Origin of the sequence: Streptomyces sp. NRRL S-118, from assembly GCF_000716335.1 — a bacterium.
In the GTDB taxonomy this organism is placed as follows: domain Bacteria; phylum Actinomycetota; class Actinomycetes; order Streptomycetales; family Streptomycetaceae; genus Streptomyces.
The window spans coordinates 207,298-231,723 of the sequence record NZ_KL591011.1; the positions used below are offsets into that span (position 1 = coordinate 207,298).

At 73.8% G+C, this 24,426-nt stretch carries 20 protein-coding genes and 1 pseudogene; 4 read left to right on the forward strand and 17 right to left on the reverse strand.

Going from position 1 to position 24,426, the window contains the following annotated elements; all coding sequences use genetic code 11:
• Positions 1–50 precede the first annotated feature (50 nt).
• Complete coding sequence (locus IH00_RS0120630; protein ID WP_031075694.1) at positions 51–1,856, forward strand: glycoside hydrolase family 15 protein; 1,806 nt, start codon at positions 51–53, stop codon at positions 1,854–1,856.
• A 284-nt stretch (positions 1,857–2,140) separates the two neighbouring features.
• Here IH00_RS0120630 and IH00_RS0120635 read toward each other — a convergent pair whose 3' ends face one another.
• The 5 genes and pseudogenes from IH00_RS0120635 to IH00_RS0120655 all read right to left on the reverse strand — a co-directional run bounded on the left by IH00_RS0120635 (position 2,141) and on the right by IH00_RS0120655 (position 7,670).
• Positions 2,141–3,046: a diacylglycerol/lipid kinase family protein gene (locus IH00_RS0120635; RefSeq protein ID WP_234334905.1), complete on the reverse strand. Its 906-nt coding sequence runs from the start codon at positions 3,044–3,046 to the stop codon at positions 2,141–2,143.
• Positions 3,047–3,288: 242 nt separating this feature from the next.
• A complete protein-coding gene (locus tag IH00_RS0120640) occupies positions 3,289–3,966 on the reverse strand; it encodes an HdeD family acid-resistance protein (RefSeq protein ID WP_031075696.1) in 678 nt (225 codons plus the stop codon).
• 95 nt (positions 3,967–4,061) lie between these two features.
• Positions 4,062–4,318 (reverse strand): annotated as a pseudogene (locus IH00_RS40390) (AI-2E family transporter); the annotation flags it as partial.
• 209 nt (positions 4,319–4,527) lie between these two features.
• Positions 4,528–6,144, reverse strand: a complete 1,617-nt coding sequence (locus IH00_RS0120650; protein ID WP_031075697.1) for a flavin monoamine oxidase family protein — start codon at positions 6,142–6,144, stop codon at positions 4,528–4,530.
• An 11-nt stretch (positions 6,145–6,155) separates the two neighbouring features.
• The gene (locus IH00_RS0120655; RefSeq protein WP_031075700.1) at positions 6,156–7,670 is read right to left on the reverse strand and encodes an APC family permease; all 1,515 of its coding nucleotides are present in this window, start codon (positions 7,668–7,670) and stop codon (positions 6,156–6,158) included.
• A gap of 150 nt (positions 7,671–7,820) precedes the next feature.
• On the opposite strand from IH00_RS0120655, the gene IH00_RS0120660 reads away from it, so the two are divergent.
• Positions 7,821–9,449, forward strand: a complete 1,629-nt coding sequence (locus IH00_RS0120660) for a PucR family transcriptional regulator (RefSeq protein ID WP_031075703.1) — start codon at positions 7,821–7,823, stop codon at positions 9,447–9,449.
• A gap of 384 nt (positions 9,450–9,833) precedes the next feature.
• Here IH00_RS0120660 and IH00_RS0120665 read toward each other — a convergent pair whose 3' ends face one another.
• From IH00_RS0120665 to IH00_RS0120695, 6 genes are all read right to left on the reverse strand, one after another.
• Complete coding sequence (locus IH00_RS0120665) at positions 9,834–10,928, reverse strand: glycosyltransferase family 4 protein (RefSeq protein ID WP_031075706.1); 1,095 nt, start codon at positions 10,926–10,928, stop codon at positions 9,834–9,836.
• A 90-nt stretch (positions 10,929–11,018) separates the two neighbouring features.
• Positions 11,019–11,780, reverse strand: coding sequence for a hypothetical protein (locus IH00_RS0120670; RefSeq protein WP_031075708.1), 762 nt, complete (start codon positions 11,778–11,780; stop codon positions 11,019–11,021).
• Between the two features lie 663 nt (positions 11,781–12,443).
• Positions 12,444–14,162 carry a DNA repair protein RecN gene (gene recN, locus IH00_RS0120675; protein WP_031075710.1) on the reverse strand — a complete coding sequence of 573 codons (1,719 nt, stop codon included), beginning with the start codon at positions 14,160–14,162 and terminating at the stop codon, positions 12,444–12,446.
• Between the two features lie 237 nt (positions 14,163–14,399).
• The gene (locus IH00_RS0120685) at positions 14,400–15,311 is read right to left on the reverse strand and encodes an NAD kinase (protein ID WP_031075715.1); all 912 of its coding nucleotides are present in this window, start codon (positions 15,309–15,311) and stop codon (positions 14,400–14,402) included.
• Entirely contained in the window at positions 15,308–16,123 is an 816-nt protein-coding gene (locus IH00_RS0120690; RefSeq protein ID WP_031075717.1) for a TlyA family RNA methyltransferase, read from the reverse strand. Before IH00_RS0120690 ends, IH00_RS0120685 begins: the two co-directional genes overlap by 4 nt.
• Before the next feature lie 7 nt (positions 16,124–16,130).
• Positions 16,131–16,406 carry a hypothetical protein gene (locus IH00_RS0120695; RefSeq protein ID WP_031075718.1) on the reverse strand — a complete coding sequence of 92 codons (276 nt, stop codon included), beginning with the start codon at positions 16,404–16,406 and terminating at the stop codon, positions 16,131–16,133.
• 42 nt (positions 16,407–16,448) lie between these two features.
• Between IH00_RS0120695 and IH00_RS0120700 the strand changes: the two genes are divergently transcribed.
• Positions 16,449–16,799 (forward strand): SCP2 sterol-binding domain-containing protein, encoded by a 351-nt coding sequence (locus IH00_RS0120700; RefSeq protein WP_031075720.1) that lies wholly within the window; start codon positions 16,449–16,451, stop codon positions 16,797–16,799.
• Between the two features lie 109 nt (positions 16,800–16,908).
• Here IH00_RS0120700 and IH00_RS0120705 read toward each other — a convergent pair whose 3' ends face one another.
• From IH00_RS0120705 to IH00_RS0120720, 4 genes are all read right to left on the reverse strand, one after another.
• Positions 16,909–17,775: an ABC transporter ATP-binding protein gene (locus IH00_RS0120705; protein ID WP_420710894.1), complete on the reverse strand. Its 867-nt coding sequence runs from the start codon at positions 17,773–17,775 to the stop codon at positions 16,909–16,911.
• Positions 17,772–18,785, reverse strand: coding sequence for a FecCD family ABC transporter permease (locus tag IH00_RS0120710; protein WP_039947237.1), 1,014 nt, complete (start codon positions 18,783–18,785; stop codon positions 17,772–17,774). The genes IH00_RS0120705 and IH00_RS0120710 overlap by 4 nt, the downstream gene beginning before the upstream one ends.
• A gap of 11 nt (positions 18,786–18,796) precedes the next feature.
• Positions 18,797–19,852, reverse strand: coding sequence for a FecCD family ABC transporter permease (locus IH00_RS0120715; protein WP_031075725.1), 1,056 nt, complete (start codon positions 19,850–19,852; stop codon positions 18,797–18,799).
• Between the two features lie 109 nt (positions 19,853–19,961).
• The gene (locus IH00_RS0120720; RefSeq protein ID WP_031075727.1) at positions 19,962–21,017 is read right to left on the reverse strand and encodes an HAD-IIA family hydrolase; all 1,056 of its coding nucleotides are present in this window, start codon (positions 21,015–21,017) and stop codon (positions 19,962–19,964) included.
• Positions 21,018–21,180: 163 nt separating this feature from the next.
• Here IH00_RS0120720 and IH00_RS0120725 point away from each other — a divergent pair, with 163 nt between their 5' ends.
• A complete protein-coding gene (locus IH00_RS0120725) occupies positions 21,181–22,470 on the forward strand; it encodes a DUF1015 family protein (RefSeq protein ID WP_031075729.1) in 1,290 nt (429 codons plus the stop codon).
• 85 nt (positions 22,471–22,555) lie between these two features.
• Here IH00_RS0120725 and IH00_RS43405 read toward each other — a convergent pair whose 3' ends face one another.
• Positions 22,556–23,227, reverse strand: a complete 672-nt coding sequence (locus IH00_RS43405) for a tetratricopeptide repeat protein (protein ID WP_031075731.1) — start codon at positions 23,225–23,227, stop codon at positions 22,556–22,558.
• A partial coding sequence (locus tag IH00_RS43410; protein WP_234334906.1) for a hypothetical protein occupies positions 23,227–24,426 on the reverse strand: 1,200 nt, incomplete at its 5' end. The genes IH00_RS43405 and IH00_RS43410, both read right to left, overlap by 1 nt.

A 24,426-nucleotide genomic window follows, 5' to 3' on the forward strand; every position in this document is an offset into this window, starting at 1 on the left:
GACCGTAAGCGCCCCACGGGGCGAACGTGGCCGTTCGACTGGAGATGCACGTGGCCGGGCGCATCGAAGACTACGCACTCATCGGAGACATGCAGACCGCCGCGCTGGTCTGCCGGGACGGCACGGCCGACTGGCTGTGCCTGCCCCGCTTCGATTCGCACGCCGTCTTCGCAGGAATCCTCGGGACCGAGGAGCACGGTTTCTGGCGGATCGGGCCGGCGCACGCCGCCGACGCCGAACCGGCGGTCGCCGACCGGCGGCGTTACGTCGGCGACTCGCTCATCCTGGAATCCGAGTGGGACACCCCGGGCCGCGGCACCGTGCGCGTCACCGACTTCATGCCGCCGCGTGACGGCGCCCCGCAGCTGGTGCGGATCGTGGAGGGCGTCAGCGGCCGGGTGCGGATGCGTTCCGCGCTGCGGATGCGGTTCAGCTACGGGCGGGTCGTGCCGTGGGTCCACAAGGTCGACGGGCGCACGGTCGCCGTCGCGGGCCCCGACTCGGTGTGGCTCGACACGGACGCCGAGACGCACGGCGAGCACCTGACCACCTACTCCGATTTCACCGTCTCGGCGGGCGAGAAGGTCGCGTTCACCATCAGCTGGCAGCCCTCGCACCACCAGCAGCCGCCGCTGCCGGACCCGCAGGCCGCGCTGAAGGCGACGGCCGAGTTCTGGCGCGAGTGGGTCGACCACTGCACCTACCGCGGGCCGTACCGCGAGGCCGTCGTCCGCTCCCTGATCACGCTGAAGGCGCTGACGTACGCCCCCACGGGCGGCATCGTCGCCGCGCCGACCACCTCGCTGCCCGAGGACATCGGCGGCGTCCGGAACTGGGACTACCGCTACACCTGGCTGCGTGACGCCGCGATCACCCTCTCCTCGCTGCTGCGCACCGGCTACCGCGAGGAGGCCCGCGCCTGGCGCGAGTGGCTGCTGCGCGCGGTCGCCGGCGACCCGGAGAACCTCCAGATCATGTACGGCATCGCGGGCGAGCGCGAGCTGGGCGAGGCCGAGCTGGACTGGCTGCCGGGCTACGAGAACTCCGCCCCGGTCCGGGTCGGCAACGGCGCCGCGGCGCAGCTCCAGCTCGACGTCTACGGCGAGGTCACCGAGGCGCTGCACCTGGCCCACATGACGGGCCTGGCGCGCAACGACTACGCCTCGCTGCTCCAGCTGAAGCTGATCAAGTACCTCGAGGGCCACTGGAACCAGCCCGACGAGGGCATCTGGGAGGTCCGCGGTCCACGCCGCCACTTCGTGCACTCGAAGGTGATGGCGTGGGTCGCCGTCGACCGGACGATCAAGCTGATCGAGTCGGGGGACGCGGACGGCCCGCTGGAGCAGTGGCGCGACCTGCGCGACGAGATCCACCGGGACGTGTGCGAGAAGGGCTACGACCCGGAGCGCAACACCTTCACGCAGTCGTACGGCTCGAAGGAGCTGGACGCCTCCCTGCTGCTGATCCCGCAGGTCGGTTTCCTGCCGCCGGACGACAAGCGCGTCATCGGCACGATCGAGGCGATCCAGCGGGAGCTGTCCACGGAGGACGGCTTCATCCTGCGCTACCCGACCGAGGGCTCCGAGGAGGGCGTGGACGGGCTGCCGGGTGACGAGGGCGCCTTCCTGGCGTGTTCGTTCTGGATGGCCGACGACCTGGCGATGATCGGCCGGGTCGACGAGGCGCGCAAGCTCTTCGAGAAGCTGCTGGCGCTGCGGAACGACCTGGGGCTGCTGGCGGAGGAGTGGGATCCTCGCCTGCAGCGCCAGGTCGGGAACTTCCCGCAGGCGTTCAGCCACGTGCCGCTGATCGACACGGCCCTGCGGCTGACGGCCTCGGGCGCGTACGGGGGCTGACGGCGGTAGCGGATCGCCCAGGTCGTCATCAATGCGTACGACCGGGGCATGCCGAGCCGCGTCGACGGTGAGTCAAGCCGCCCCGAAGGACGCGCCTTTCAGATCCACAAGGCCTTCACCACAAGCTCGTGACACGATCCGAGCGCGACTACCTGCTCTTTCCATCTAAGAGTGGTCCGAGACCCACGGCGCGGCTCGAGGACCCGCATGTCCGTCGGCTTCGCCCGGGTTCGTACGCGCACGGGCGGGGCTGAGCCTCGGGGATGCCTGCTGGAAGCGGGCCTTCAGTGGCGCACCGCGCGCTCGGGCGGGAGCCCCGGCCGGTCCTTCGGCAGCAGCACACGCAGGGCACCCTGCCGAATTCCGCACACGACGGGGAGAGGAAGCCGCACGGCTTCGCCGTCGATGCCCGCGTCCAGGTGCCCGACGTCACCGTGCATCGTGATGCAGGGAGCCGACCAGACGACACCCCCTTCGCCCAACGGGCCGGCACCGCGCTTGTGCTGTCGCAGTTCGCCGCGCAGATGCCGCAGGAGGTCCGGGGGCGGCTGAGCCGGGCGTTTGAGGACGATGGCGCCCAGTTGTCCGGTGGCGAGTGAGAAGCGACGCCCCAGCCAGCGCGGTGTCGCCAGGTGGTAGGGGTTGTTGGAGATCAGCACGACTTGCGGGAAGTCGACGGTCCCCCATGGTGTGTCCACGCGGGCCTCGACCCACTGCTTGCCCTTGACGTAGTCGGGCGCCACCGCGGCGAAGGCGCGTGGCTTGTCCTCCCGGTACCCGGGCTCCAGCAGGGCGTCGGCGTACACACCGAAGGAGACGTTGTTGACGAAGACACGCGGGCCCACCACCCCCAGGTCGACCTGCGCGGGCTCACCGTCGACCAGAGCGTCCAGCGCCCGCGCCGGGTCGCGCAGATCGAGGCCCAGGTCCCGGGCGAAGTGGTTGCGGGTGCCCGCCGGGACCACGACCAGCGACCGGTCCGTTTCGGCGGCCACCGCGGCGACCGCCGACACGGTGCCGTCGCCGCCCGCGGCCCCCAGCACCTGGGCACCCTCCTCGACGGCGTTCCTCGCGAGCGACGTCGCGTCCCCTTCCGCACTGGTCGTCCGGACCCGGGCTCCCATGTCCTCGGCCCGCGGTACCAGGCCGTAACGAGCTGTCTTGCCGCCGCCCGAGCGTGGATTCGTCACGATCACCACCCGGGCACGCGTTCGAGCGCTGGCCATTACCGCACCCCCTCTCCACGTTCAAGCCGGCCTTCAGCGGCCCCGTTGACGTAGGACATCGGTGCCTCCCGGCGGCGCGACGGCCCATCGGTCAGGGCGGTTGGCGGCACATCCGTGCGCTGCGGCAGCGGGGCGGGCACCGCGCGCCGTACACACGGCCAGGTCCAGGGGCGCCACCAAGCGGAGGCTTGGATTCTGCGCCGCGGTCAGTGCTGGGGGTGCGGGCGGTGGAACAGGGGCCGCCGCTCGGCGGCAGTGCCGCCCGAAGCGAGGCGACCGACTTCGACGCGCATCCTGATGGCCTGGACCACCTCGACCACCCCCAGGACCACGGCCATGACGGCCACCACCAGGGTGAGTGCGCCGATCGAGGTGAACGGCGAGACGATCAGCACGATGCCCGCCAGAGTGCTGACGATCCCGTGGAACAGCTGCCAGCCGCGTGCTGGCGTGTCCTCGGCGGAAGCGGCCGCTGCCGTCACCATGATGCCGCGCAGCAGCCAGCCGAAGCCGATCCACAAAGCGAGCAGAAAGATCGACTGCAGGGTGCCCCGGAAGCAGATCAGCCCCAGCAGGACGAAGATCGCACCCGTGAGGAAGTGCAGCACGCGAAGATGCCGGGGGACGTGGGTGCCGAAGGCGGCGGCCAGCTGGAAGACACCGGTGGCCAGCAGGTAGATGCCGAAGAGCACGCCGACGACCCGCAGCGTCTCCTCGGGCCAGGCCAAAACCACGACACCCAGGGCGATCGTGGCCAGCCCGGTGGTGAGCAGGATCTGCCAGCCCATGTTCGCCAAGGCGCCCAGGCGCTCGGCCATGGGTGCGGCTTGTGGCTCGGTGCCGCGCGGAGGGCCGGTGCCCCAGGAATCAGAGGGATACGTCATGCCGCTGCCTCCTCCTGGAACAGCACGGTGAGGCGTACACCTCCATCGTCACCCCACCGGGCCTGTTGCACCTGGCGAGACCGTCGCAAGCCCGCTCAGGACCGACCACGGCGGCGCAGCAGTCCACGCAGTCCCGCCCGCAGCGACGGACCGTCCCGGCGCGGGTAACGCCGGTCGCCCTGTTGCCCCGGATCATCCGCCACGTCGTACCGCTTCACATACGTACCGAGGAACGTCTGCAACGTGGCCACCGCCGGAATGGCGATCAGTTGCCGGCCACACCGAGCAGGGCGGTGCCCGCGATCACGGAGCCGAAGGCCACCGCCGGATGGATGTCCACGGACGAATTGGTCGAAGCACGCACAAGAGCACGTGCAGAGGCCGCTGCCAGGCTGAGCAGCACCCAGCCGCCACGCCCCCCTGGCGGCTCGCCACGGGGCGCCTGATCGCGCGACTGGGTGCCGTCTCCGCCCGCGGCCCCGAGCAGGTCCGTGAAAACGCGGGTCTCCCACACGCCCCTTGGACCCGGCTCACCGGAAGCCACACGCTCCGGTCCGGCGGCTAACAGGCGGCGATCACCTCCCGGGCGGCGCGCTCGCCCTCGGTCGCGCCGCCTTCCATGAAGCCCTGGAAGTCGTAGCTGCAGTGCTCGCCGCCGATGTGCACGTTGCCCTGCGCGGTGCCCTCGTACCCGGCGTACCGGTGCAGGTAGCCGACGGGCCAGTACGAGTAGGCGCCGAGCGTGTACGGGTTGTGGTGCCAGGCGGAGAGCTGGGCGCGGCCGGTCCACGCCCGGGAGGTGCCGGGGAAGAAGGCGTCGATGCCGCGCAGGCGGCGGGCGGCGAGGTCGCGGACGTACGGGTCGGACTCGGTGGAGAACGGCCCGGCGGGGCTGAGGCCCCGGGCGAGGGTGCCGCCGGCGTACTGGATGAGGATGCCGCCCGTACCGGGCTGGATCTTGGTGGTGTCCCAGGTCTGCTGGACGTCGGTGTCGGTGAAGCAGTCCCCGGCGGAGACGCCCGGCCACGGGCCGGTGCCGCGCCAGGGGCGGGTGCCGCACTGCATGTTGAGCTTGGTGCAGTGGCCCATGCGCGCGTCGCGCAGCAGGTTCCTCATGAGGGGGTCGAAGCCCGCCCGGCCGAGGTCGAGCCGCTGGAGGACGGGCAGCGGGACGCACAGGACGGTGTGGTCCGCGGTGACCGTGCGGGTGGTGCCGTTCTCGGTGAAGGTGAGGGTCTGCGAGCCGTCGGCGTTCGCGCGTACGGCGGTCAGGGACCAGCCCATGCGCAGGGTGCCGGTGGGCAGTGAGGCGGCGATGGCGTGCGGGAGCCGGTCGTTGCCGCCGGCGATGTGGTAGCGCTCGTTGGACAGGCCCCAGACGTTGAAGTGGCCCGGGTTGGTCTGATAGCCCATCAGCAGGACGAGGGCGAGGGACGACTGCTCGGTGGTGTCGGCGCCGTACTCGACGTTGTAGGCCACGTCGATGAACCGGCCGAGGGGCGAGGAGTGGCCGCCGGGGACACGGCTCTCGATCCAGTCGTATATCGACATGGTGTCCAGGGCGGTGCCGTGGGGCGTGCTTTGGTTCCACCTCACCTCGCCGGCTTCCTGCAGGTCCCGGTGGAGCAGCTGGTGGACGGCCTTGAAGTCCTCGTCGGCCTGGTGGCGCGGGTAGTAGGCGCCGTTGAACCACAGCACCTCCTCGGCGCCGGTGGGCCCGCCGCCGAGGAAGTCCTCGACGGGGAGGCCGAAGCGGCGGCACAGTTCGAGGATCTTCTTGTGGCTGGTGTCGATCAGCTCGCCGCCGATCTCGGAGGTCTGGCCGTACGCCCAGTGGCCGCGCTGCGTCCACATGCGGCCGCCCACCCGGGACGGGTCGGCCTCGTACAGCGTGCAGTCCAGTCCGGCGTCGCGGAGGGTGAGCGCGGCGGTGAGGCCGGCGATGCCGGCGCCGACGACGGCGATGCGGGGTGCGCTCGCGGTCGCCGCGCGCGCCGGGGCCGGTGCGGCGGCCACGGCGGTGCCGACGCCGGCGGCGAGGCCGAGGGCGGCGGCGCGCTGCAGGAGTTCGCGGCGGGTGGCGCCGCGGACGGCGGCGACGGGCATACCGAGCCGGTCGGCGGCGGCGCGGTGGGCGGCGATGTCGCGCAGGGCGCGCATCAGGGGCGTACGGGACATGGGGCGGCTCCTCAGAGGGTGGCGGGCTGCGGAGTGGGGTCGTCGCGCTCGGCCGCGTCCTCCAGGACGATGCGGCCGATGATCTCGTAGCGCTCGGGCTGCCTGGCCCGCAGGTAGAGGCCGAGGCCCAGGCCGCCGAGGAAGACCGCGCCGACGATCCACGGGATCAGCGCGAAGAAGAGGGAGTCGGCGGCGAGTCCCGCGGCGGTCTCCATGTTCAGCACGAGCAGGACGACGACCGCCGTCATGCCGATGCCGCCGAGCAGCGGGGCGGTGAGGGTCCTGAACCAGTGCCGGTCCTCGGGGTGATTCCTGCGGAAATAGCCGATGACGGCGAACGAGCACAGGGTCTGGACGATGAGGATCGCCATGGTGCCGAGGATGGCGAGCAGGGTGTACAGGTGGATGTACGGGTCCTGCCCGGTGAGCCAGAACGCTCCGACGAGCACGACGGCGATGGCGCTCTGGACGTACGAGGCGATGTAGGGCGAGCCGTGTCCGGGGTGCGTACGGCCGAGGGCGGGGTGGAGGAAGCCTTCGCGGCCGATGGCGTAGAGGTAGCGCGAGGCGCACTGGTGGAAGGCCATGCCGCAGGCGAAGGAGCCGGTGAGCAGCAGCCACTGGAAGGCGTCGACGGCCCAGGCGCCGATGAAGGACCGGGTGGGGTCGAAGAAGAGGTCGAGGGGGCTCGCGGACGCGGACACCTCGACCGCGCGGTCGAGGCCGTTGCCGGCGATCGTCATCCAGGAGACGTAGATGTAGAAGAGGCCGACGCCGATGACGGAGAAGAGCGTGGCGCGCGGGATGACGCGCTTGGGGTCGCGGGACTCCTCTCCGTACATCGCCGTCGACTCGAAGCCGACCCACGACCAGAAGGCGAAGAAGAGGCCGAGGCCGGCCGAGGTGCCGGTGAAGGCGTTGGCGGGGTCGACGGGCTCCAGGGGGATGCCGTCCGGGCCGCCGCCCTTCAGCAGCACGGCCGTGGCGACGGCGAACAGGACCGCGACCTCGGCGACGAGCATCACGCCGAGCGCCTTGGCGGTGAGGTTGATGTCGAAGTACGCCAGGACGGCGGTGACGGTGAGCATGGCGGCCGCGTACAGGATCCACGGCAGGTCCACGCCCAGCTGGGACGCGACGGTGGTCTTGGCGAAGTAGGCGAAGACGCCGACGATGGAGGCCTCGAAGACGATGTACGCGAGGACCGCGAGCATGCCGGAGGCCATGCCGGCGATCCGGCCGAGGCCGTGCGAGATGTAGCCGTAGAAGGCGCCGGCCGCGGTGATCCGTCTCGCCATGGCGACGTAGCCGACGGAGAAGACGGTCAGGACGATCGTCGCGAAGAGGTATCCGGCGGGAGCGCCGGTGCCGTTGCCGAAGCCGACCGCGATGGGGAGGTTGCCGGTCATCGCGGTGATCGGCGCGGCGGTGGCGACCGCCATGAAGACGACGCCGACGAGCCCGACGGAGCCTGCCTTGAGCCGCTGCACCTCGGGGGTGCGGTTCCGGGAGAGGTTCTCTGCCATGCCGGGACACCTTCCTCCGGGGTGACGTACGCCACAATCGACAGTCGGTCGCGGAATAGGCGGGCGGGAGCGACGAGTTGTCCAGGGCGCGACGGCTCGTCACCGCGGTGTGATGTCGCCGGAACTCGCGGGCGGGTAGCGTCCGGCCGTATGAACGAGCAGGGCGGAATCACCGTGCAGCGGGCGCTGGAGCTGCCCGGACTGCGCGGAGGGCTTCCGGAGGTGGTGACCGGCGCGGACCGGCTGCACCGCACGGTGCGCTGGGTGCACGCCGGCGAGGTGCCCAACATCGCTTCGCTGCTGAAGGGCGGCGAGCTGCTGCTGACGACCGGGCTGGGGCTGGGGACGCGGCCGGCCGAGCAGCGGGCGTTCGTGCGGCGGCTGGCGGAGCGCGGGATCGCGGCGCTGGTGGTGGAGCTGGGACCGCGGTTCTCCCGCCTCCCGGCGACGATCGTGGAGACGGCCCGGGCGGCCGGCCTGCCGCTGGTGCAGCTGCACCGGGAGGTTCCCTTCGTGTCCGTCACGGAGGAGGTCCACACCGAGATCGTCAACGGGCACTACGCGATGCTGCGGCAGGCCGAGGAGGTGCACCGGCGGTGCACGGAGGCGGTACTCGGCGGGGGCGGGGTGCCGCAGGTGCTGGGCATCCTCGCCGACTTCGCCGCGAACCCGGTGTTCCTGGAGACCGCGGACGGGCAGCTGCTCTACGCCGCGGGCACCGGGACGGGACCGTCGTGCGCCGACCCGCTGCAGGTGTGGGACGGGCTGCGCGGCCAGCGGGCGACGCGGGAGGCGGGCCCGCCGGCGGGGGCGGTGCTGGTGGACGTGCCGGGCGGCGGCCCGGGGGCGGCCTCGGTGCGCGCCCGCCTCGTCCTGCCGGCCTTGTCCGCGGGTCTGCTGCCCGTCCACCGCATGGCCGCCGAGCGGGCTGCGGGCATCCTCGCCGTGGTGCTGATGCAGGCGCGGCAGGAGGAGGAGCTGGCGGCGCGGGGCCGGGGCGATTTCCTGACGGACCTCGCGGAGGGCCGCATCTCGGCCGAGGACGCGCCCGCGCAGGCCCGGGTGCTCGGCTTCAGGCCGGGCGACGGCCCGCTGCTGCCGGTCGTGATGCGCCTCGCCTCGGAACTCTCCCCCTCCGGCAACTGGTCCCTCCTCGCCCGCGCGGTGCTGGAGGAGCTGTCCTCGGTGGGCGTCCCCGTCCTGCTGGGCGTACGGCCGGTGGAGGGCAGGGTGCCGCTGCTGCTGGGCCTGCGCGGCGAGTCCGAGCGCACGGCGGTCGCCGACCGGGTCGCGGCGGCGCTGCGGGCGGGAGTGGCGCGCGCGGGCCTCGAGCGCGCGGGGGCGCACCCGCCGGTCGTGGTGGTGGGCGTCGCGGGCGGCTGGGCCGCGGCCTCGGCGGGCCTGCGCCACGCAGCGGAGACGGCGACGGCCGCGCAGGGCCTCCCGGACCGGCCCTGGTACGACGCGCGGCGCCTCGACATCGACCTGCTGCTGTGGCGGCTGCGGGACCATCCGGACCTGGCGGCCTTCGTGGACCGCGCGATCGGCCCGCTCCGCGACCACGACCGCACCTCGCGCCCGCCGCTGCTGCCCACGCTGGAGACGTACCTGGCGCACGCGGGCCGCAAGGCGGAGACGGCGCGGGAGCTGCACCTCAACCGCCAGACGCTCTACAACCGCCTGGCCCGCATAGGCGACCTCCTCGGCACGGACCTCGACGACCCCCAGACGGTCCTGGCCCTCTCCCTGGCGCTCCGCGCCCGCCGCCACACGCCCTGAGGCCGAAGAAGGTCCCCGGGGGCGGGGCGGCGGGCCCGCGCGACAGGAGAGGCCGCGCGGACGTTGCCGGCCCGGCCCGCCCGGCCCGGGGCGAGGGCTCGGAGCCCTGACCGGGGGCGGAGGGGCGCGCCCGGCGCGTGTCCGCGGACGGCAGGCCGGGCGCGGGCACGGGCGGCTCCCGCGGCGCGCCACGGGAGCACGCGACCCGGCGGACGGGCACGCGACCCGGCCGACGGTCACGCGACCCGGCGGACGGGACAGGCGGCGCCCGCCGCCACGGCACGGGACCGGCGGCACGGCTCACCGGTGGGCACCCCTCGCGCCGGGATGCCACGGCGGATCAGCCGCGTGGACGGGCGGTACTCCCGGTGGGGCCGAAGGCCCTCAGCCCGCCCCGCACAGTTCGTCGTAGACGCTCAGCACCTGCGCGATCGTCTCGTCCTCCGTGGGCCATGTCGCCGCCTGCGCGCGTCCCGCCGCTGCGAGATCCGCCCGCCGCACCGGGTCGGCGAGCAGTTCCGTCACCGCCGCGGCCAGCGCCCCCGCGTCGCCGTGCGGCACGAGCACCGCCGCGTCACCGACGAGCTCCGGAACGCCGCCCACCGCCGTCGCGACCAGTGGGACACCGAGCCGCAGCGCCTCCTGGGCCAGCGGGGCGCGGGCCTCCCAGCGGCTCGGGAGGAGCGCCACGTCCGCGGACGCCAGCAGGGACGTGACGTCGTCGCGGCGGCCGAGCAGCCGCACCGGCAGGCCCTCGGCGTCGATGCGCCGCTGCAGCGCGCCCCGCTGCCGCCCCTCCCCCGCCACGGCGACCAGCGGCACCGGGTCCAGGCCGAGCCACAGCCGTGAGGCGTCGAGCAGCGTCCCGTACCCCCGGTACGGCTCCAGCGCGCCCACCGCCATCAGCAACGGCCGGTCCATGACGCCGAGTTCCGCACGGGCCTTGGCACCATCGGGTGCTTCGGCGCCCCGGCGCGGCGCGGGGACGGAGACGGGACCGAGCCGCGCGTCACGCGCACCGCGCCGCCGCGCCCGGTCCACGAGTTCGGACGAGGTGCCGAGCACAACGGCCGCCGTCCGCACGGCCTTTCGCTCCATCAGCCGGAGCAAATGCGCCCGGGCGCCCTCCGCGTACGTCCGCGTGTGCCAGGTGACGACGAGCGGCACACGGCCCTGATGCGCCTGTGCGCCGAGCGCCAGTGCCGCCCGGACGGCGGCGTGCATCCCGTGCGCGTGCACGACGTCCGCGCCGGCGCACGCCGCGCGCAGCGCGCCGATCGCGACGGGGTCGCTGCGTCGCGGCACGGGCACGAAGTGGGCGCCGGTGCCGAGATAGTCGTAGTCGTGGTCCAGTTCGGCCGGAGCGCACACGGTCACCCGCACGCCCCTCGCCACGAGCCCGGCGGCCAGTGATCTGACATGAGCGCTGCTGCCCGCGCTGCCGCCGCCCAGCACTTGGACCGTACGCAGCTGTGTCACGCGCCCAAGGATGCCAGTCCGCACGCGCGTTCCGGCACCGGCGAGGCCACGTTGCCGTGTTCGGTGGCGTATCCCCGCACCGCGTATCACTCACATGGGTGAATCAGCCGCGCATCGGCTGACTTCGTCGCCGTACACCGCCGCCATGACGACCGCGGCCGCGTGAACCGCGAGGCCGATGCGACCACTGCCGGCGGCCATGGCGGTGCCGAGCGCGGCACCCAGCGCGTGGGCGCCCGCGTCGCCGAGCATGGTCCGCTCGCCGAGGTCGTCGGCGACGACGGCCGCGGCGGCACCCATCGGTGCGGCGGCGAGCGGCCCGCGCAGCAGGCCGGGCGCGGCGAGCCCGAGGACGGCGAGGACAGCGCGCCCCGGTCGTACGTCGACGAGGTTGACGGCGTGCGCGGTCCCGGCGATCACCACACCGGCCAGCACCTGGTCCAGGGGCCGCTCCTTGAGCAGCGCGCCGGCGGCGAGCCCGGCGGCCCCGATGCCGAGCAGCTTCACGGCGCCGCTGGTGATCTCACCGCCGCGCAGGGCGCCGAGGTGCGCCCGGAAGCCGCGGCGGTCGTCGCCGTACCGGTCGTCGTACGCGCCGCAGGCACCCGCGGTGAGGACGGCCAGCGCGGCGGCGCCCCGCCGCTCGGCCGGCATCGCCCCGAGGAGGGCGCCGACGGTGACGGCGGGCCCGGCGTACATATCGACGGTCCGCCCCGCGTGGTTCTGCCGCTGCCACCGCTGATCGCTGCCCCGTCGCCGCCGCATCCCGGTGTACACGACCCGTGTCACTCCGGCGGCGATCCCGAGGACGGCGAGGCGCCCGCCGATGACCCTGCTGCACTTCTCGATCATGCTCCTCACCCTACGAGGGCCTGCCCGACCGCCCCTCAGGGGGCGGAACAGGACCGCGCGCACGAGGCACGAAGCGGCGGGGCGTACGGCCGCGCACCACGGTCACGCATGGCGTCCGACCCGCCCGGTCTGCGCCGTCGGGCCACCGCCCGGAGTCCGGGGCGCGCGGCCCGGACGGCGTCTGCACCCTGCGGCGGGTCCCAGGGCCCCGTACGAACCCCTCAGGAGCCCGGCCCGCGGCCCCCGCAGGGTGTCGCGAGCCGACACGGGCGAGACCTCGGCACGGACTGCCGGGCGCGGCCGCACGCGGGCAGGGGCTGGTGCAGCCGCCCGGCAGCCTGCCGAAGGGCGACTTCGCGAGCCGGCCGGATCGCGTTCGTCGACCGCTGCACCGTGGCTCGGGCCCGGAGCCCGCCCAGGGCGTCGCCGACCGCAGGCGGACAACGACCCGGCAGTGCCTCCCCCTCCGTCCGGGCGCCCTGCCGCCCCCATGTCCCTTGCCGGCGCGGCGGCACGGCACCGAGCGCCACCACGTGATGCCCCGCGACCGGGCGCAGGACGGACGTCGGCAACCGGACCTGCACGGCCCCGCGCCGGGGCAGCCGCGCGCAGGCAACGGCCGGCGCGGGCCGCCGTGGTGCCCGCGCCTCAGGCGCCCGGACCTCAGGCGTCCGCTCGCGCCGTCGCCAGGAGTTCCTCCGCGTGCGCCCGTGCCGTCTCCGAGTCCTCCTGGCCCGCCAGCATGCGGGACAGCTCGCGCACCCGGTCCTCGCCCTCCAGGACCGTGACCCCGGAGCGGGTCACGGACCCGTCGTTCGTCTTCTCGACCAGCAGCTGCCGGTCGGCGAACGCCGCCACCTGCGGCAGGTGCGTGACGACCACGACCTGCGCGGACTTGGCGAGCTTGGCCAGTCGGCGCCCGATCTCGACGGCCGCCTTGCCGCCGACCCCGGCGTCCACCTCGTCGAAGAGGTACGTCGGCACCGGGTCCGTACCGGCGAAGACCACCTCGACGGCGAGCATCACGCGGGAGAGCTCACCGCCCGAGGCGCCCTTGGCGATCGGCCGCGGCGGCGCGCCCGGGTGCGGGGCGAGCAGCAGTTCGACCTCGTCGGCGCCGTGCGGCCCGTACGCCACCGTGCGGCCGCCGACCTCGACGCCCTCGGGGTCCTCGGTCTGCCGGATGGCGAACGACACGCGTGCGTGCGGCATGGCGAGCGACGCCAGCTCCGCGGTGACCGCGTCGGCGAACCGCGCCGCCGCCTCGGTCCGCGCGTCCGTCAGCGCCTGCGCGAGCACAGACAGTTCGGCGCGCAGCGCGTCCCGCTCGGCCGTCAGCTCGCCGATCCGGTCGTCGTCGCCGTCCAGCTCGGTGAGCCGGGCCGCCCCCTCCTCGGCCCACGCCAGTACCGCGTCGATGTCCGCGCCGTACTTGCGGGTGAGCGAGGTCAGCGCGGCACGCCGCTCCTCGACGGCGGCCAGCCGCCGCGGGTCGGCGTCCAGGTTGTCGGCGTACCCGGCGAGCTCACCCGCCACGTCCGCCAGGAGGATCGAGATCTCGCCGATCCGGTCCGCGAGGGCCGCGAGGGCCGGGTCGTGCGACCGTACGGCCTCCAGGGCCCGCCCCGCGCCCGCGACGAGGGTCGTGGCGTCGAGAACCTCCGGGTCCTCGGGGTTGCCCGCGAGCGCGCCGTGGGCGAGCGCGGCGGCGGACGCGAGCGCCTCGGCATGGCCGAGCCGCTCGGCCTCGGCAGCGAGCTCCGCGTCCTCACCCGCACGCGGTTCGACGGCCTCGATCTCGGCCAGCCCGAAGCGCAGCAGGTCGGCCTCCTGCGCCCGCTCCCGCGCGCGCGTGGTCAGTTCCTCCAGCTCCGCGGAGACGGCCCGCAGCCGCCGGTACGCCTCGCTGTACTCGGCGAGCGGCCGGGCGACCGCGCCGCCCGCGTACCGGTCGAGCGCGCCGCGCTGCCGGGCCGGCTTGAGCAGGCCCTGCTGGTCGGTCTGGCCGTGGACGGCGACGAGGTCGTCGGCGAGTTCGGCGAGCATGCCGACCGGCACGGAGCGCCCGCCCAGGTGCGCCCGCGAACGGCCCTCCGCCGAGATGGTGCGGCTGATGATGAGCGCGCCCTCGTCGAGCTCGGCACCCGCCTCTTCGGCGCGTTTCGCCACGGCGTCGCCCGGCGCCACACCGATCCGGCCCTCGACGACGGCCGACGGCGAACCGATCCGCACCAGGGCGGGGTCGGCGCGCCCGCCGAGCAACAGCCCGAGGCTCGTCACCACCATGGTCTTGCCCGCGCCGGTCTCACCGGTCACCGCGGTGAAACCGGGTGACAGCTCGACCACCGCGTCGTCGATGACTCCGAGCGACCGTATCCGCATCTCCTCCAGCACGGAGAAGACCTTACGAGGTCCGGACCCCGGTGTGCGACGGCCCCCGCCTCGCGTCGCGGAACCCGCAGGTCGTGAGGGCAGCGCCGGCGGAGGATGTCACTCCCGGAGTGGGCCCGGCGCACCGTGCGGCGGCCGCGCCGGACTCGAAGCGGGACGCCGCGCCGGACTCGAAGCGGGACGCCGCGCCGGGCTCGGTGCCGGACGCGCCGCCGGTCCCTGCCGGGCTCAGTGCGGCGCGCCCCGCCACCCCGACACCGGCAGCGCGAACTTCGCCACCAGGCGGTCCGTGAAGGACGCGTGGTGCAGTCGCGCGAGCCGTACCGGCACCGCCCCGCGCCGCACCTCCACACGCGCGCCCGCGGGCAGTTCGACGGTGCGGCGGCCGTCGCACCACAGCACCCCGTGCGGGGTGTGCGGCTCGACCTCCACCGCCAGGACCGAGTCGGGCGTGGTCACCAGCGGCTTCGCGAACAGCGCGTGCGCCCCGATCGGCACCATCAGCAGTGCCTCGACCTCGGGCCAGATCACCGGGCCGCCCGCCGAGAAGGCGTACGCCGTCGAGCCGGTCGGTGTCGCGCAGATGACGCCGTCGCAGCCGAACCCGGTGACCGGACGGCCGTCGATCGCGAGGACGACCTCCAGCATCCGCTCGGCGGACACCTTCTGGACGGCGGCCTCGTTGAGCGCCCAGTCGCTGTGGAGCACGTCGCCGTTCTGGTACACGGCGACGTCGAGCGTCATGCGCTCCTCGACCTCGTACGCCCGCGTCACGACCCGGTCCACGACCTTGTCCAGGTCGTCCCGCTCCGCCTCGGCGAGGAAGCCGACCCGGCCCAGGTTGACGCCGAGCATCGGCACCCCGGAGGCGCGGGCGAACTCGGCGCCGCGCAGCAGCGTCCCGTCACCGCCCAGCACGATGAGCAGCTCGCAGCCGTCGAGCACGTCGGGTGTCGCCTCGGGCACCGTCTCGACCGACGAGGGCAGCGGCAGGTCGGCCGCCTCGGCCGCCAGGACGCGTACGCCGATGCCGCTGCGCAGCAGCCCGAGGACGACGAGTTCGGCGCTGCGCACCGCGGCCGGCCGGCCGGTGTGCGCCAACAGGAAGACGGTGCGCGGTGCTGCTGTCGTCGATGTCAACGAGGTCCCTCCGCCACGGCGCGGTCCACATCCGCCGGATCCAGCGCGGGCGCCCCGGCCCGCAGCCACAGAAAGTACTCGACGTTCCCGGACGGCCCGGGCAGCGGGCTCGCGGTGACGCCGAGCACGCCCAGCCCCAGCCGGGCTGCCTGCGCCGCCACTCCCCGCACGGCCTCGGCGCGCAGCTCGGGGCTGCGTACGACACCGCCGCTGCCCAGCCGCTCCTTGCCCACCTCGAACTGCGGCTTCACCATCAGCACCAGGTCCGCATCGGGCGCGCACACGCCCACCAGGGCGGGCAGCACAAGCCCCAGCGGGATGAAGGACAGGTCACCCACGACCAGGTCCACCGGTTCTCCGTCGATCACGTCCAGCGTCACCTCACGTACGTTCGTACGGTCCTTGACGGTGACGCGTTCATCGCTCTGCAGCGACCAGGCCAGCTGCCCGTACCCGACGTCGACGGCGACGACGTGCGCGGCCCCGGCGCGCAGCAGCACGTCGGTGAAGCCCCCGGTGGAGGCCCCGGCGTCCAGCGCCCGCCGTCCCTCGACCTTCAGGCCGAGCGGTACGAAGGCGGCGAGCGCCCCGGCCAGCTTGTGCCCGCCGCGCGAGACGTAGTCGGGGTCGGAGTCGTCCTGCGCCACCACGATGGCGGCGGCGGTCTCGACCTGGGTGGCGGCCTTGGTGGCGGTGGTGCCGCCGACGGTCACCCGCCCCGCCGCGATCAGCTGGCTCGCGTGCTCGCGCGAGCGCGCGAGCTTGCGGCGTACCAGCTCGGCGTCGAGACGGCGGCGTGCGACTCCTGCCACGTTCGGTTCAGCTCCTGTGTTCGTACGACGAGGACATCGGCGGGGGCGTCGGCGTGCGCGCGTCGAGCTCGGTCAGCGTGTCCCGCAGCCCCCGGTGTACATCCTCGTACACCTCCAGGTGCCCGTCCGCCGGGAGGTGGTCGGCGTCGGCCAAGCGCTCCAGTCCGGCGTCGACCCGGGGGTGCCCGGTGGGAACGCGCTCCACGCCGAGGGGCGCGGGCGCGGCCGGGTCGTGCGTCTCGGCCGCCTCGTCCGCGGCGGCACCGGGCATCACGTCGCTCATGCCCAGACGCTACCGCGAAGCCGTCCGGTACGGTCGGTCCCGATGGCCACGATCGACGACTGCCGCGGCGCACTGGACCGGCTTGCGGACAACCTCACGCACGCGAACGGCGAGGTGCGCAGCGCCGCCGCGCTCGACCGCACGCTGAGCTGCCACGTCACGGACCTCGACGTCACCTTCACCGGCCGCCTCGCGGGCGGCCGGATCCAGGTCATGGACCGGGTGGACGGGCCGCCGCCCGAGCGCGCCGAGATCCGGCTGGCGATGGCCGGCGACGACCTCGTGGCGCTGGTGGACGGCGAGCTGAACTTCGCGAGGGCCTGGGCCTCCGGCCGGATCAGGCTGGAGGCGGGCTTCCGCGACCTGCTGCGGCTGCGGTCACTGCTCCATTGAGAGCGGGCATGGCCGGGAGCGTCGCCGTCACGTCCGGGCGTGCGCACGGCCCCGCCCGTACCGCGCCGTCACGTCCGGGCGTGCGCCAGGCCCCGCCCGTACCGCGCGTTCACGGCCGCAGTGCCGCCGCCGGCTCGGCGGACCGTGCCTTCCTGGCGGCCGGCACCACGAGCGGCGTTCCCGTCTCCGGGTCGTCGATGACCTGGCAGCGCAGCCCGAAGACGCGCTCGACCAGCTCGGCGGTGACGATCTCGGACGGCGGCCCCTCGGCGATGATCTCGCCGCCGCGTACGGCGATGAGGTGCGTGGCGTACCGCGCCGCGTGGTTCAGGTCGTGCAGCACGGCGACGAGGGTGCGGCCCTGCGTCTCGTGCAGTTCGGCGCACAGGTCGAGGACGTCGATCTGGTGCTGGATGTCGAGGAAGGTCGTCGGCTCGTCGAGGAGCAGCAGCGGCGTCTGCTGGGCGAGGGCCATCGCGATCCAGACCCGCTGCCGCTGGCCGCCGGACAGCTCGTCGACGTACCGGTCCCCCAGCTCGCCGACGCCGGTCGCGTCCATCGACTCCTGGACGATCCGCTCGTCCTCGGGGGACCACTGGCGCAGCAGGCCCTGGTGGGGGTAGCGGCCGCGGGCGACCAGGTCGGCGACGGTGATGCCGTCGGGCGCGATGGACGACTGGGGCAGCAGGCCCAGCGTCCTGGCGACCTTCTTGGCGGGCATGGTGTGGATGGCCTGCCCGTCGAGGAGTACGCGGCCCTCGGTGGGCTTCAGCATCCGGGACAAGGCGCGCAGCAGGGTCGACTTGCCGCAGGCGTTGGGGCCGACGATCACCGTGAAGGAGTTGTCGGGGATCTCGACGGACAGGTCGCGGGCGATGATCCGCTGCTCGTAGGCGAGGGTCACCGATTCGGCGCTGAGCCGCTGGCGCTGCATGGACGGGGTACTCCTGTCGCTCTGGTCGTTCATGGGGCTCATATCCGGCCTGCCCGGCGCTCGGTCACCAGCAGCCACAGCAGGTACACGCCGCCGACGACACCGGTCACGACGCCCACCGGGAGCTGTCGGTCGCCGAAGGCGCCGGTGGCCGCCCAGTCCGCGATCAGCAGCAGGGCGGCGCCCGTCAGCAGGGAGGCGGCCAGGTTGGGTCCGGGCGTGCGCGTGAGGCGGCGGGCGACCTGCGGGGCACTCAGTGCGACGAAGCTGATCGGGCCGGCCGCGGCCGCGGCGGCGGCCACCAGCAGCACCGCGGAGCCCATCAGCACCATGCGCGTGCGCTCGACCTTCACCCCGAGCGCGTACGCCGCGTCGTCACCCATCTCCAGCATGCGCAGCGGACGGCCGTACGCCAGCACCACCGGCACGAGGACACAGCACACCGCCAGCAGCGGCCGGAACTGGGTCCAGTCCCGGCCCTCGAGCGAGCCGGTCATCCACACGGTGGCGCGGGTGGCGTCGACCAGGTTCGCCTTGGTGAGCAGGTAGTGGATGACGGCGGTCAGCATGGCCGCCACGCCGATGCCGACGAGCACCAGCCGGAAGCCGTGCACCCCGCGCTTCCAGGCCAGCAGGTAGACGGCGGCACCGGTCACCAGCCCGCCGACGACGGCTCCGGCGGCGACCGCGGTGGCGTCCCCCTGGAACACCACGATCACGGTGAGCGCGCCCACGGTCGCGCCCTGCCCGAAGCCGAGCATGTCGGGGCTGCCGAGCGGGTTGCGGGTGAGGGACTGGAAGACCGCGCCCCCCAGGCCCAGCGCCGCGCCGACGAGCACCGCGACGAGGACCCGCGGCAGCCGCAGGTCCTGGACCACGAACTCCTGCGCCACGGTGCCGTCGCCGAGGAGCGTGGCGACGACGTCGGCGGGGGCGATCGGGAAGTCCCCGCTGCCGATGAGGACGATCCCGGCCGCGAGGGTGACCAGGACCAGGCCGGCGACGGCGGCGGCGCCGCGCGGCTCGACCCGTACGGACAGCCCACCGGGCATGCGTATGGCTTTCACAGCTGGGCCATCCTCTTGCGGCGTACGAGGTGGATGAAGACGGGGCCGCCGATGACCGCGGTGACGATGCCCACCTGGAGCTCCGACGGCCGGGCCACGACCCTGCCGATGACGTCGGCGCCCAGGAGCAGGACGGGCGAGAGCACGGCCGCGTACGGCAGGATCCACCGCATGTCGGGACCGGTGAGGGCCCGTACGAGATAGGGCACCGCCAGTCCCACGAACGTGATGGGCCCGCAGGCGGCGGTCGCGGCGCCGCACAGCAGCGTGACCGCGACCATCGCGAGCACGCGCGTGCGGTTCAGGTGGGCGCCCAGGGCCCTGGCCGTGTCGTCGCCCATCTCCATGGCGTTCAGCGGCCGGGCGATCAGCAGCGCGAGGACGACCCCGGCGGCGACGAAGGGGGCGACCCTGCGGACGGTGTCCATGTCGGCGGTGGCGAGCGACCCGACGGTCCAGAACCGCAGCCGGTCCAGTGCGGCGGCATCCAGCAGCTGTACGGCGTTGACGTACCCGTACAGGGCGAAGGTGGCGGCCGTCCCGGCGAGCGCGAGCCGCACGGGGTTGGCGCTGCGGCTGCCGCCGAGCAGGTACACGAGGACGGAGACGAGAGCGGCTCCGGCGAACGCGAACCACACGTAGCCGGTGAGCGACGTGACGCCGAAGAAGCTGATGGCGGTGACCACGGCGGCGGCCGCGCCCGCGTTGACCCCCATGAGGCCGGGCTCGGCGAGCGGGTTGCGGGTGAGCGCCTGCATCACGGCCCCCGACAGCCCGAGCGCGACGCCGACGATCAGCCCCATCACGGTGCGCGGCACGCGCAGTTCGGCGATGACGACGTCGGTACCGGTGCCGGAGTTGTGGAACAGCCCGTGCCACACGTCCCCCACCGGGACCGGCTTGGCGCCGACCACGATGCTCGCGACACACACCAGCAGCAGGACCCCGACGGACACCAGCAGCCCCACCGCGCGCACGGAATGACGCCTGCGCGGCTGCTGCGTGGCGGATACCGGCTCCGCGCTCACTTCGGAAGGACTCTGGACCAACACCCGGTTAGGTTAGCCTACCCTGCACCGGAGCCCCATCCAAGATCCCCTCGGGGCCGGCGGGCCGCTGACCGGCCGCCTCGTCCCGCCGGTCCAGGAGCAGGGACCGCCCTCACCACCCGAGCCGCGCCAGCGCCTTCCCCGCGTCCAGGCCGCACGCTCCGGACCCTGCCTGCGTCCACGCGGCCGCGCACAACGCCCGCAGCCCGTCCAGCGGTTGACCGCCCTCGCCCTCCAGCACCAGCGCTCCCCCGCTCACCGACGCGGTCCAGCCGCCGCACACGAACCCGCCGGCCGCTTCGCCGGACGCCGCCGTCACCTCCGGCTGGCCCGTCAACAGCCCCCGCAGGTCCGCGTCCACGTACGTCGGCCGGTGCTCGGGCACCGCAGCCAGCAACTGCGCCGGGTCCGTCACACCCGTCAGCACGAGGATCGAATCCACGCCACCGTTGAACGCCCCCTCGATGTCGGTGTCCAGCCGGTCCCCCACCACCAGCGGCCGCCGCGCACCCGTCCGCAGGATCGTCTCGCGGTGCATCGGCGGCAGCGGCTTGCCCGCCACCTGCGGCTGCGCGCCCGTCGCGATCCGTACGACCTCCACCGCCGCGCCGTTCCCCGGCGCGATCCCCCGCGCGCCCGGGATGGTCAGATCGGTGTTGGACGCGTACCACGGCACCCCGCGCGCGATCGCGTACGACGCCTCCGCGAACCGCCCCCACGGCAGTTCCGGCCCCCCGTACCCCTGCACCACGGCCACCGGCTCGTCGTCCGCGGACTCGACCGGCTCGAGCCCGCGCTCGCGCAGCGCGACCCGCAGCCCCTCGCCCCCGATCACCAGCACCCGGGACCCCCGGGGCACCTGTTCCGCGATCAGCCGCGCCACCGCCTGCGCCGAGGTGATCACGTCCGTGGCGTCGGCGGGTACACCGAGCTCCGTCAGGTGCGCGGCCACCGCCTCGGGCGTGCGCAGCGCGTTGTTCGTGACGTACGCGAGGTGCATCCCCCCGGCACGCGCCGCCTCCAGCGCCTCCACGGCGTGCGCGATCGCCTCCCCGCCCGCGTACACGACACCGTCCAGATCCAGCAGCGCGGTGTCGTACGCCTCGCTCAAGGCGATCGCACTGCCGCCCGGCCGGGTCCTGCCGCCGTCACCCTGCTGCTGCCCCATGTCCCGCCGTCCTCCCTGGAAGCCACTGACCCACGAACACGAACCCCGAGACGTCGTACGCCCGATTCCGGCCTGACCCCGCCCTGCCGGAGCCGCACGCCGATCTGCCTCAAAGCCGCTCCCCCGATCATCGCTCATGTCCCACCCCACATACGATGCTGGGATGAACAGCACGGGTCCTGCGGCCAACGACGGTCTGCACCTGCTCCCCTTCCGCGGGCTGCGTTACGACGCCCACCGGGTCGGGAGTCTCGCCGCGGTGACCTCCCCGCCGTACGACGTGGTCGTACGGCCCGACGGCCTGCACCACCTCGAATCGGCCGACCCCCACAACATCGTCCGGCTGATCCTTCCGCAGGCCGCCACCAACGGCGCCCGCCATCGCCAGGCGGCCCAGACGCTCGACAGCTGGCTCGCCGAAGGCATTCTCGCCCCCGACCCCGAGCCCGCCCTGTACGTGTACGAGCAGCGCAAGGGCGACCTGCTCCAGCGCGGTCTCATCGGCGCACTGGAGCTCTCCGCCCCGGCCGAGGGGGTCGTGCTGCCCCACGAGGACGTCATGCCGCACGTCGTCGAGGACCGTGCCGCGCTGATGCGCACGACGACCGCCAACCTGGAGCCGCTGCTCCTCACCTACCGCGGCAACGGCACCGCCACCGGCGCGACCGCCGTCATGGAACGCACCGCGCTACGGGCCCCTCTCCTCGCGACCACCACCGAGGACGGCTTCAGCCACCGCCTGTGGGCGGTCACCGACCCGTCGGACATCGCCGAGATCGCCGACGACCTCGCCCACCACCAGGCCCTGATCGCCGACGGCCACCACCGCTGGGCGACGTACCTGCGGCTGCGCGAGGAACACCCCGAGCCCGGCCCCTGGAACTACGGGCTGGTCCTCCTCGTGGACACGGCCCGCTACCCCCTGCAGGTCCGTGCCATCCACCGGCTGCTGAACCGCCTCCCCGTCACGGACGCGCTCACCGCGCTCGACCACCACTGCCGGATACGCACTCTGGAGGACGGCACACCGCTGCCCACGGCCATGGAGGCCCTCGCCTCGGCGGCCGCCGAGGGCAACGCCTTCCTCCTCACCGGCGGCGACGGCCGCTTCCACCTGATCGACCGGCTCGACCCCGCCCTCGTGGCCCGTACGGTTCCGGCCGACCGGCCGGAATCCTGGCGCACCCTGGACGCGACGGTCCTGCACGCCACGCTGCTCGACCACATCTGGAACATCCCGGACACCCCCGAGCACATCGCGTACATCCACGACACGGAGGCCACCGTCACCCAGGCCGCACGCCGCGGCGGCACGGCGGTACTGATGCATCCGGTGCGCGAGGACGTCGTCCGTGACCTCGCCCGTCAAGGCGTCACGATGCCCCGGAAGTCGACGTCCTTCGGCCCGAAGCCGGCGACCGGCCTGGTACTCCGCAGCCTCACCCTGGACTGACACAGCAGCCGGAACACGAGGAGGGCGGCACCCCGCGGGGTGCCGCCCTCCTCTCGTCATCGGTGCCGATCAGCGCAACGGACGATCAGCGCTCGTCGCCCTCGACCGCGTCCTGCTCGGCGTCCTGGTCCTCGTCCTCCACAGCAGCGTCGAGGAACTCGACACCGTCCATTTCGGCAAGACGGTCCGACGCGTCGGTCGCGCCGTCCTTGTCGGCCTCCAGCGCCTTGGCGAACCACTCCCGCGCCTCGTCCTCGCGGCCCGCCTCCAGCAGCGCGTCGGCGTACGCGTACCGCAGCCGCGCGGTCCACGGCTGGACGGAGTTGGACGCCAGCTCCGGGCTCTGCAGGGTCACGATGGCGGCATCCAGCTGCCCCATGTCCCGCCGGGCCCCGGCGACGACGAGCCGCATCTCGACCTGGCCCGCCTTGTCGAGCTTCTGCACCTCGGGCTCACCGGCCATCGCCAGCGCCCGCTCGGGCCGGCCGAGCCCGCGCTCGCAGTCCGCCATCACGGGCCACAGCTCCACGCTGCCGGTCATCCGCCGCGCAGCCCGGAACTCGGCGAGCGCCTCGGCGTACTTCTGCGTCGCGTACGCGGCGAAGCCGGCGGCCTCCCGCACGGCGGCCACACGCGAGGCGAGCCGCAGCGCGATACGCGAGTACGCGTACGCCTGCTCCGGGTCCTCGTCGATGAGCTTGGCGACCATCACGAGGTTCCTCGCGACGTCCTCGGCCAGGGTCTTGGGCAGGCTCATCAGCTCCTGCCGCACATCCTTGTCGATCTCGTCGCCGGTGACGTCCTCCGGGATCGGAAGCCGCTTGATCGGCTCACGCTCACGCTCGTCACGCCGGAACCCGCCACGGTCGTCCCGCCCGCGGAAACCACGCCGGTCGCGGTCGCGGTCGTCGCGACGCGGCCCCCTGGCCCGGTCGTCGCGCCCGCCCCGGTACCCACCGCGATCGCGGTCGTCACGGCGGTCGTCCCTGCGCTGCATGCGGTCGTCGCGCGGGAACCCACCGCGATCCCGGTCGTCGCGACGCGGCGCCCGGTCACGGTCACGATCCCGGTCGTCCCGCCGCGGCGCACGGTCGTCCCTCGGGAACGTGGGCCGGTCCCCGGCCCGCCGGAAGCCACCGCGGTCCCGGTCACGGTCACGATCCCGGTCGTCACGGCGGAAGCCGGGTCGGTCGTCGCGCCGGTCGTCACGACGGAAGCCGGGTCGGTCGTCACGCCGGTCGTCACGACGGAACCCGGGCCGGTCGTCACGCCGGTCGTCACGACGGAAGCCGGGTCGGTCATCGCGCCGGAACCCCGGCCGGTCGTCCCGCCGATCGTCACGCCGGTCGTCACGGCGGAACCCGGGTCGGTCGTCCCGCCGATCGTCCCGCCGATCGTCACGCCGGTCATCGCGCCGGAAGCCCCCGCCGCCGCCACGATTGTCGTCCCGGCGGTCATCACGGCGGTCGTCCCGGCGGTCGTCCCGGCGGAAACCGGGCCGATCGTCACGGCGGAAACCGCCGCGGTCGTCGCGGTCATCGCGTCGGAAGCCGCCACCAGCGGGGCGCCCACCACGGTCGTCACGGGTGCCGAACCCGCCGCGGTCGTCGCTTCGACGCGGTCCGCGGTCACGGTCGCGGTCGTCACGCCGGAACGCCGGCCGGTCGTCACGGCGGAACCCGCCGCCACGGTTGTCATCCCGCCGCGGCCCACGGTCGTCACGCCGGAAGCCGCCTCGGTCACCGTCCCTACGACGCGGCTCGCGCTCCGGACGATCGTCGGAGGAGTTGGTGGACATCGGCATGGCTCCTGTCTTCGGGTACCGCAGTCATTCTCGCGCAGTCGGCGGTCCGACGCGCTTCGAGGAATTTCAAGTACAAACAAAAAAGGACCCTTGGTCCCAGCATGAACGCTGGGACCAAGGGTCCTTGAAAGATTGTTCGGCGGCGTCCTACT

What these genes read in the sequence shown, in the direction of transcription:
- IH00_RS0120640 (WP_031075696.1), bottom strand. Translation starts at nt 3,966, where the DNA reads ATGACGTATCCCTCTGATTCCTGGGGCACCGGCCCTCCGCGCGGCACC.
- IH00_RS0120650 (WP_031075697.1), bottom strand. Translation starts at nt 6,144, where the DNA reads ATGTCCCGTACGCCCCTGATGCGCGCCCTGCGCGACATCGCCGCCCAC.
- IH00_RS0120655 (WP_031075700.1), bottom strand. Translation starts at nt 7,670, where the DNA reads ATGGCAGAGAACCTCTCCCGGAACCGCACCCCCGAGGTGCAGCGGCTC.
- IH00_RS0120660 (WP_031075703.1), top strand. Translation starts at nt 7,821, where the DNA reads ATGAACGAGCAGGGCGGAATCACCGTGCAGCGGGCGCTGGAGCTGCCC.
- IH00_RS0120670 (WP_031075708.1), bottom strand. Translation starts at nt 11,780, where the DNA reads ATGATCGAGAAGTGCAGCAGGGTCATCGGCGGGCGCCTCGCCGTCCTC.
- recN (WP_031075710.1), bottom strand. Translation starts at nt 14,162, where the DNA reads ATGCGGATACGGTCGCTCGGAGTCATCGACGACGCGGTGGTCGAGCTG.
- IH00_RS0120695 (WP_031075718.1), bottom strand. Translation starts at nt 16,406, where the DNA reads ATGAGCGACGTGATGCCCGGTGCCGCCGCGGACGAGGCGGCCGAGACG.
- IH00_RS0120700 (WP_031075720.1), top strand. Translation starts at nt 16,449, where the DNA reads ATGGCCACGATCGACGACTGCCGCGGCGCACTGGACCGGCTTGCGGAC.
- IH00_RS0120705 (WP_420710894.1), bottom strand. Translation starts at nt 17,775, where the DNA reads ATGAGCCCCATGAACGACCAGAGCGACAGGAGTACCCCGTCCATGCAG.
- IH00_RS0120710 (WP_039947237.1), bottom strand. Translation starts at nt 18,785, where the DNA reads ATGCCCGGTGGGCTGTCCGTACGGGTCGAGCCGCGCGGCGCCGCCGCC.
- IH00_RS0120720 (WP_031075727.1), bottom strand. Translation starts at nt 21,017, where the DNA reads ATGGGGCAGCAGCAGGGTGACGGCGGCAGGACCCGGCCGGGCGGCAGT.
- IH00_RS0120725 (WP_031075729.1), top strand. Translation starts at nt 21,181, where the DNA reads ATGAACAGCACGGGTCCTGCGGCCAACGACGGTCTGCACCTGCTCCCC.
- IH00_RS43405 (WP_031075731.1), bottom strand. Translation starts at nt 23,227, where the DNA reads ATGAGCCTGCCCAAGACCCTGGCCGAGGACGTCGCGAGGAACCTCGTG.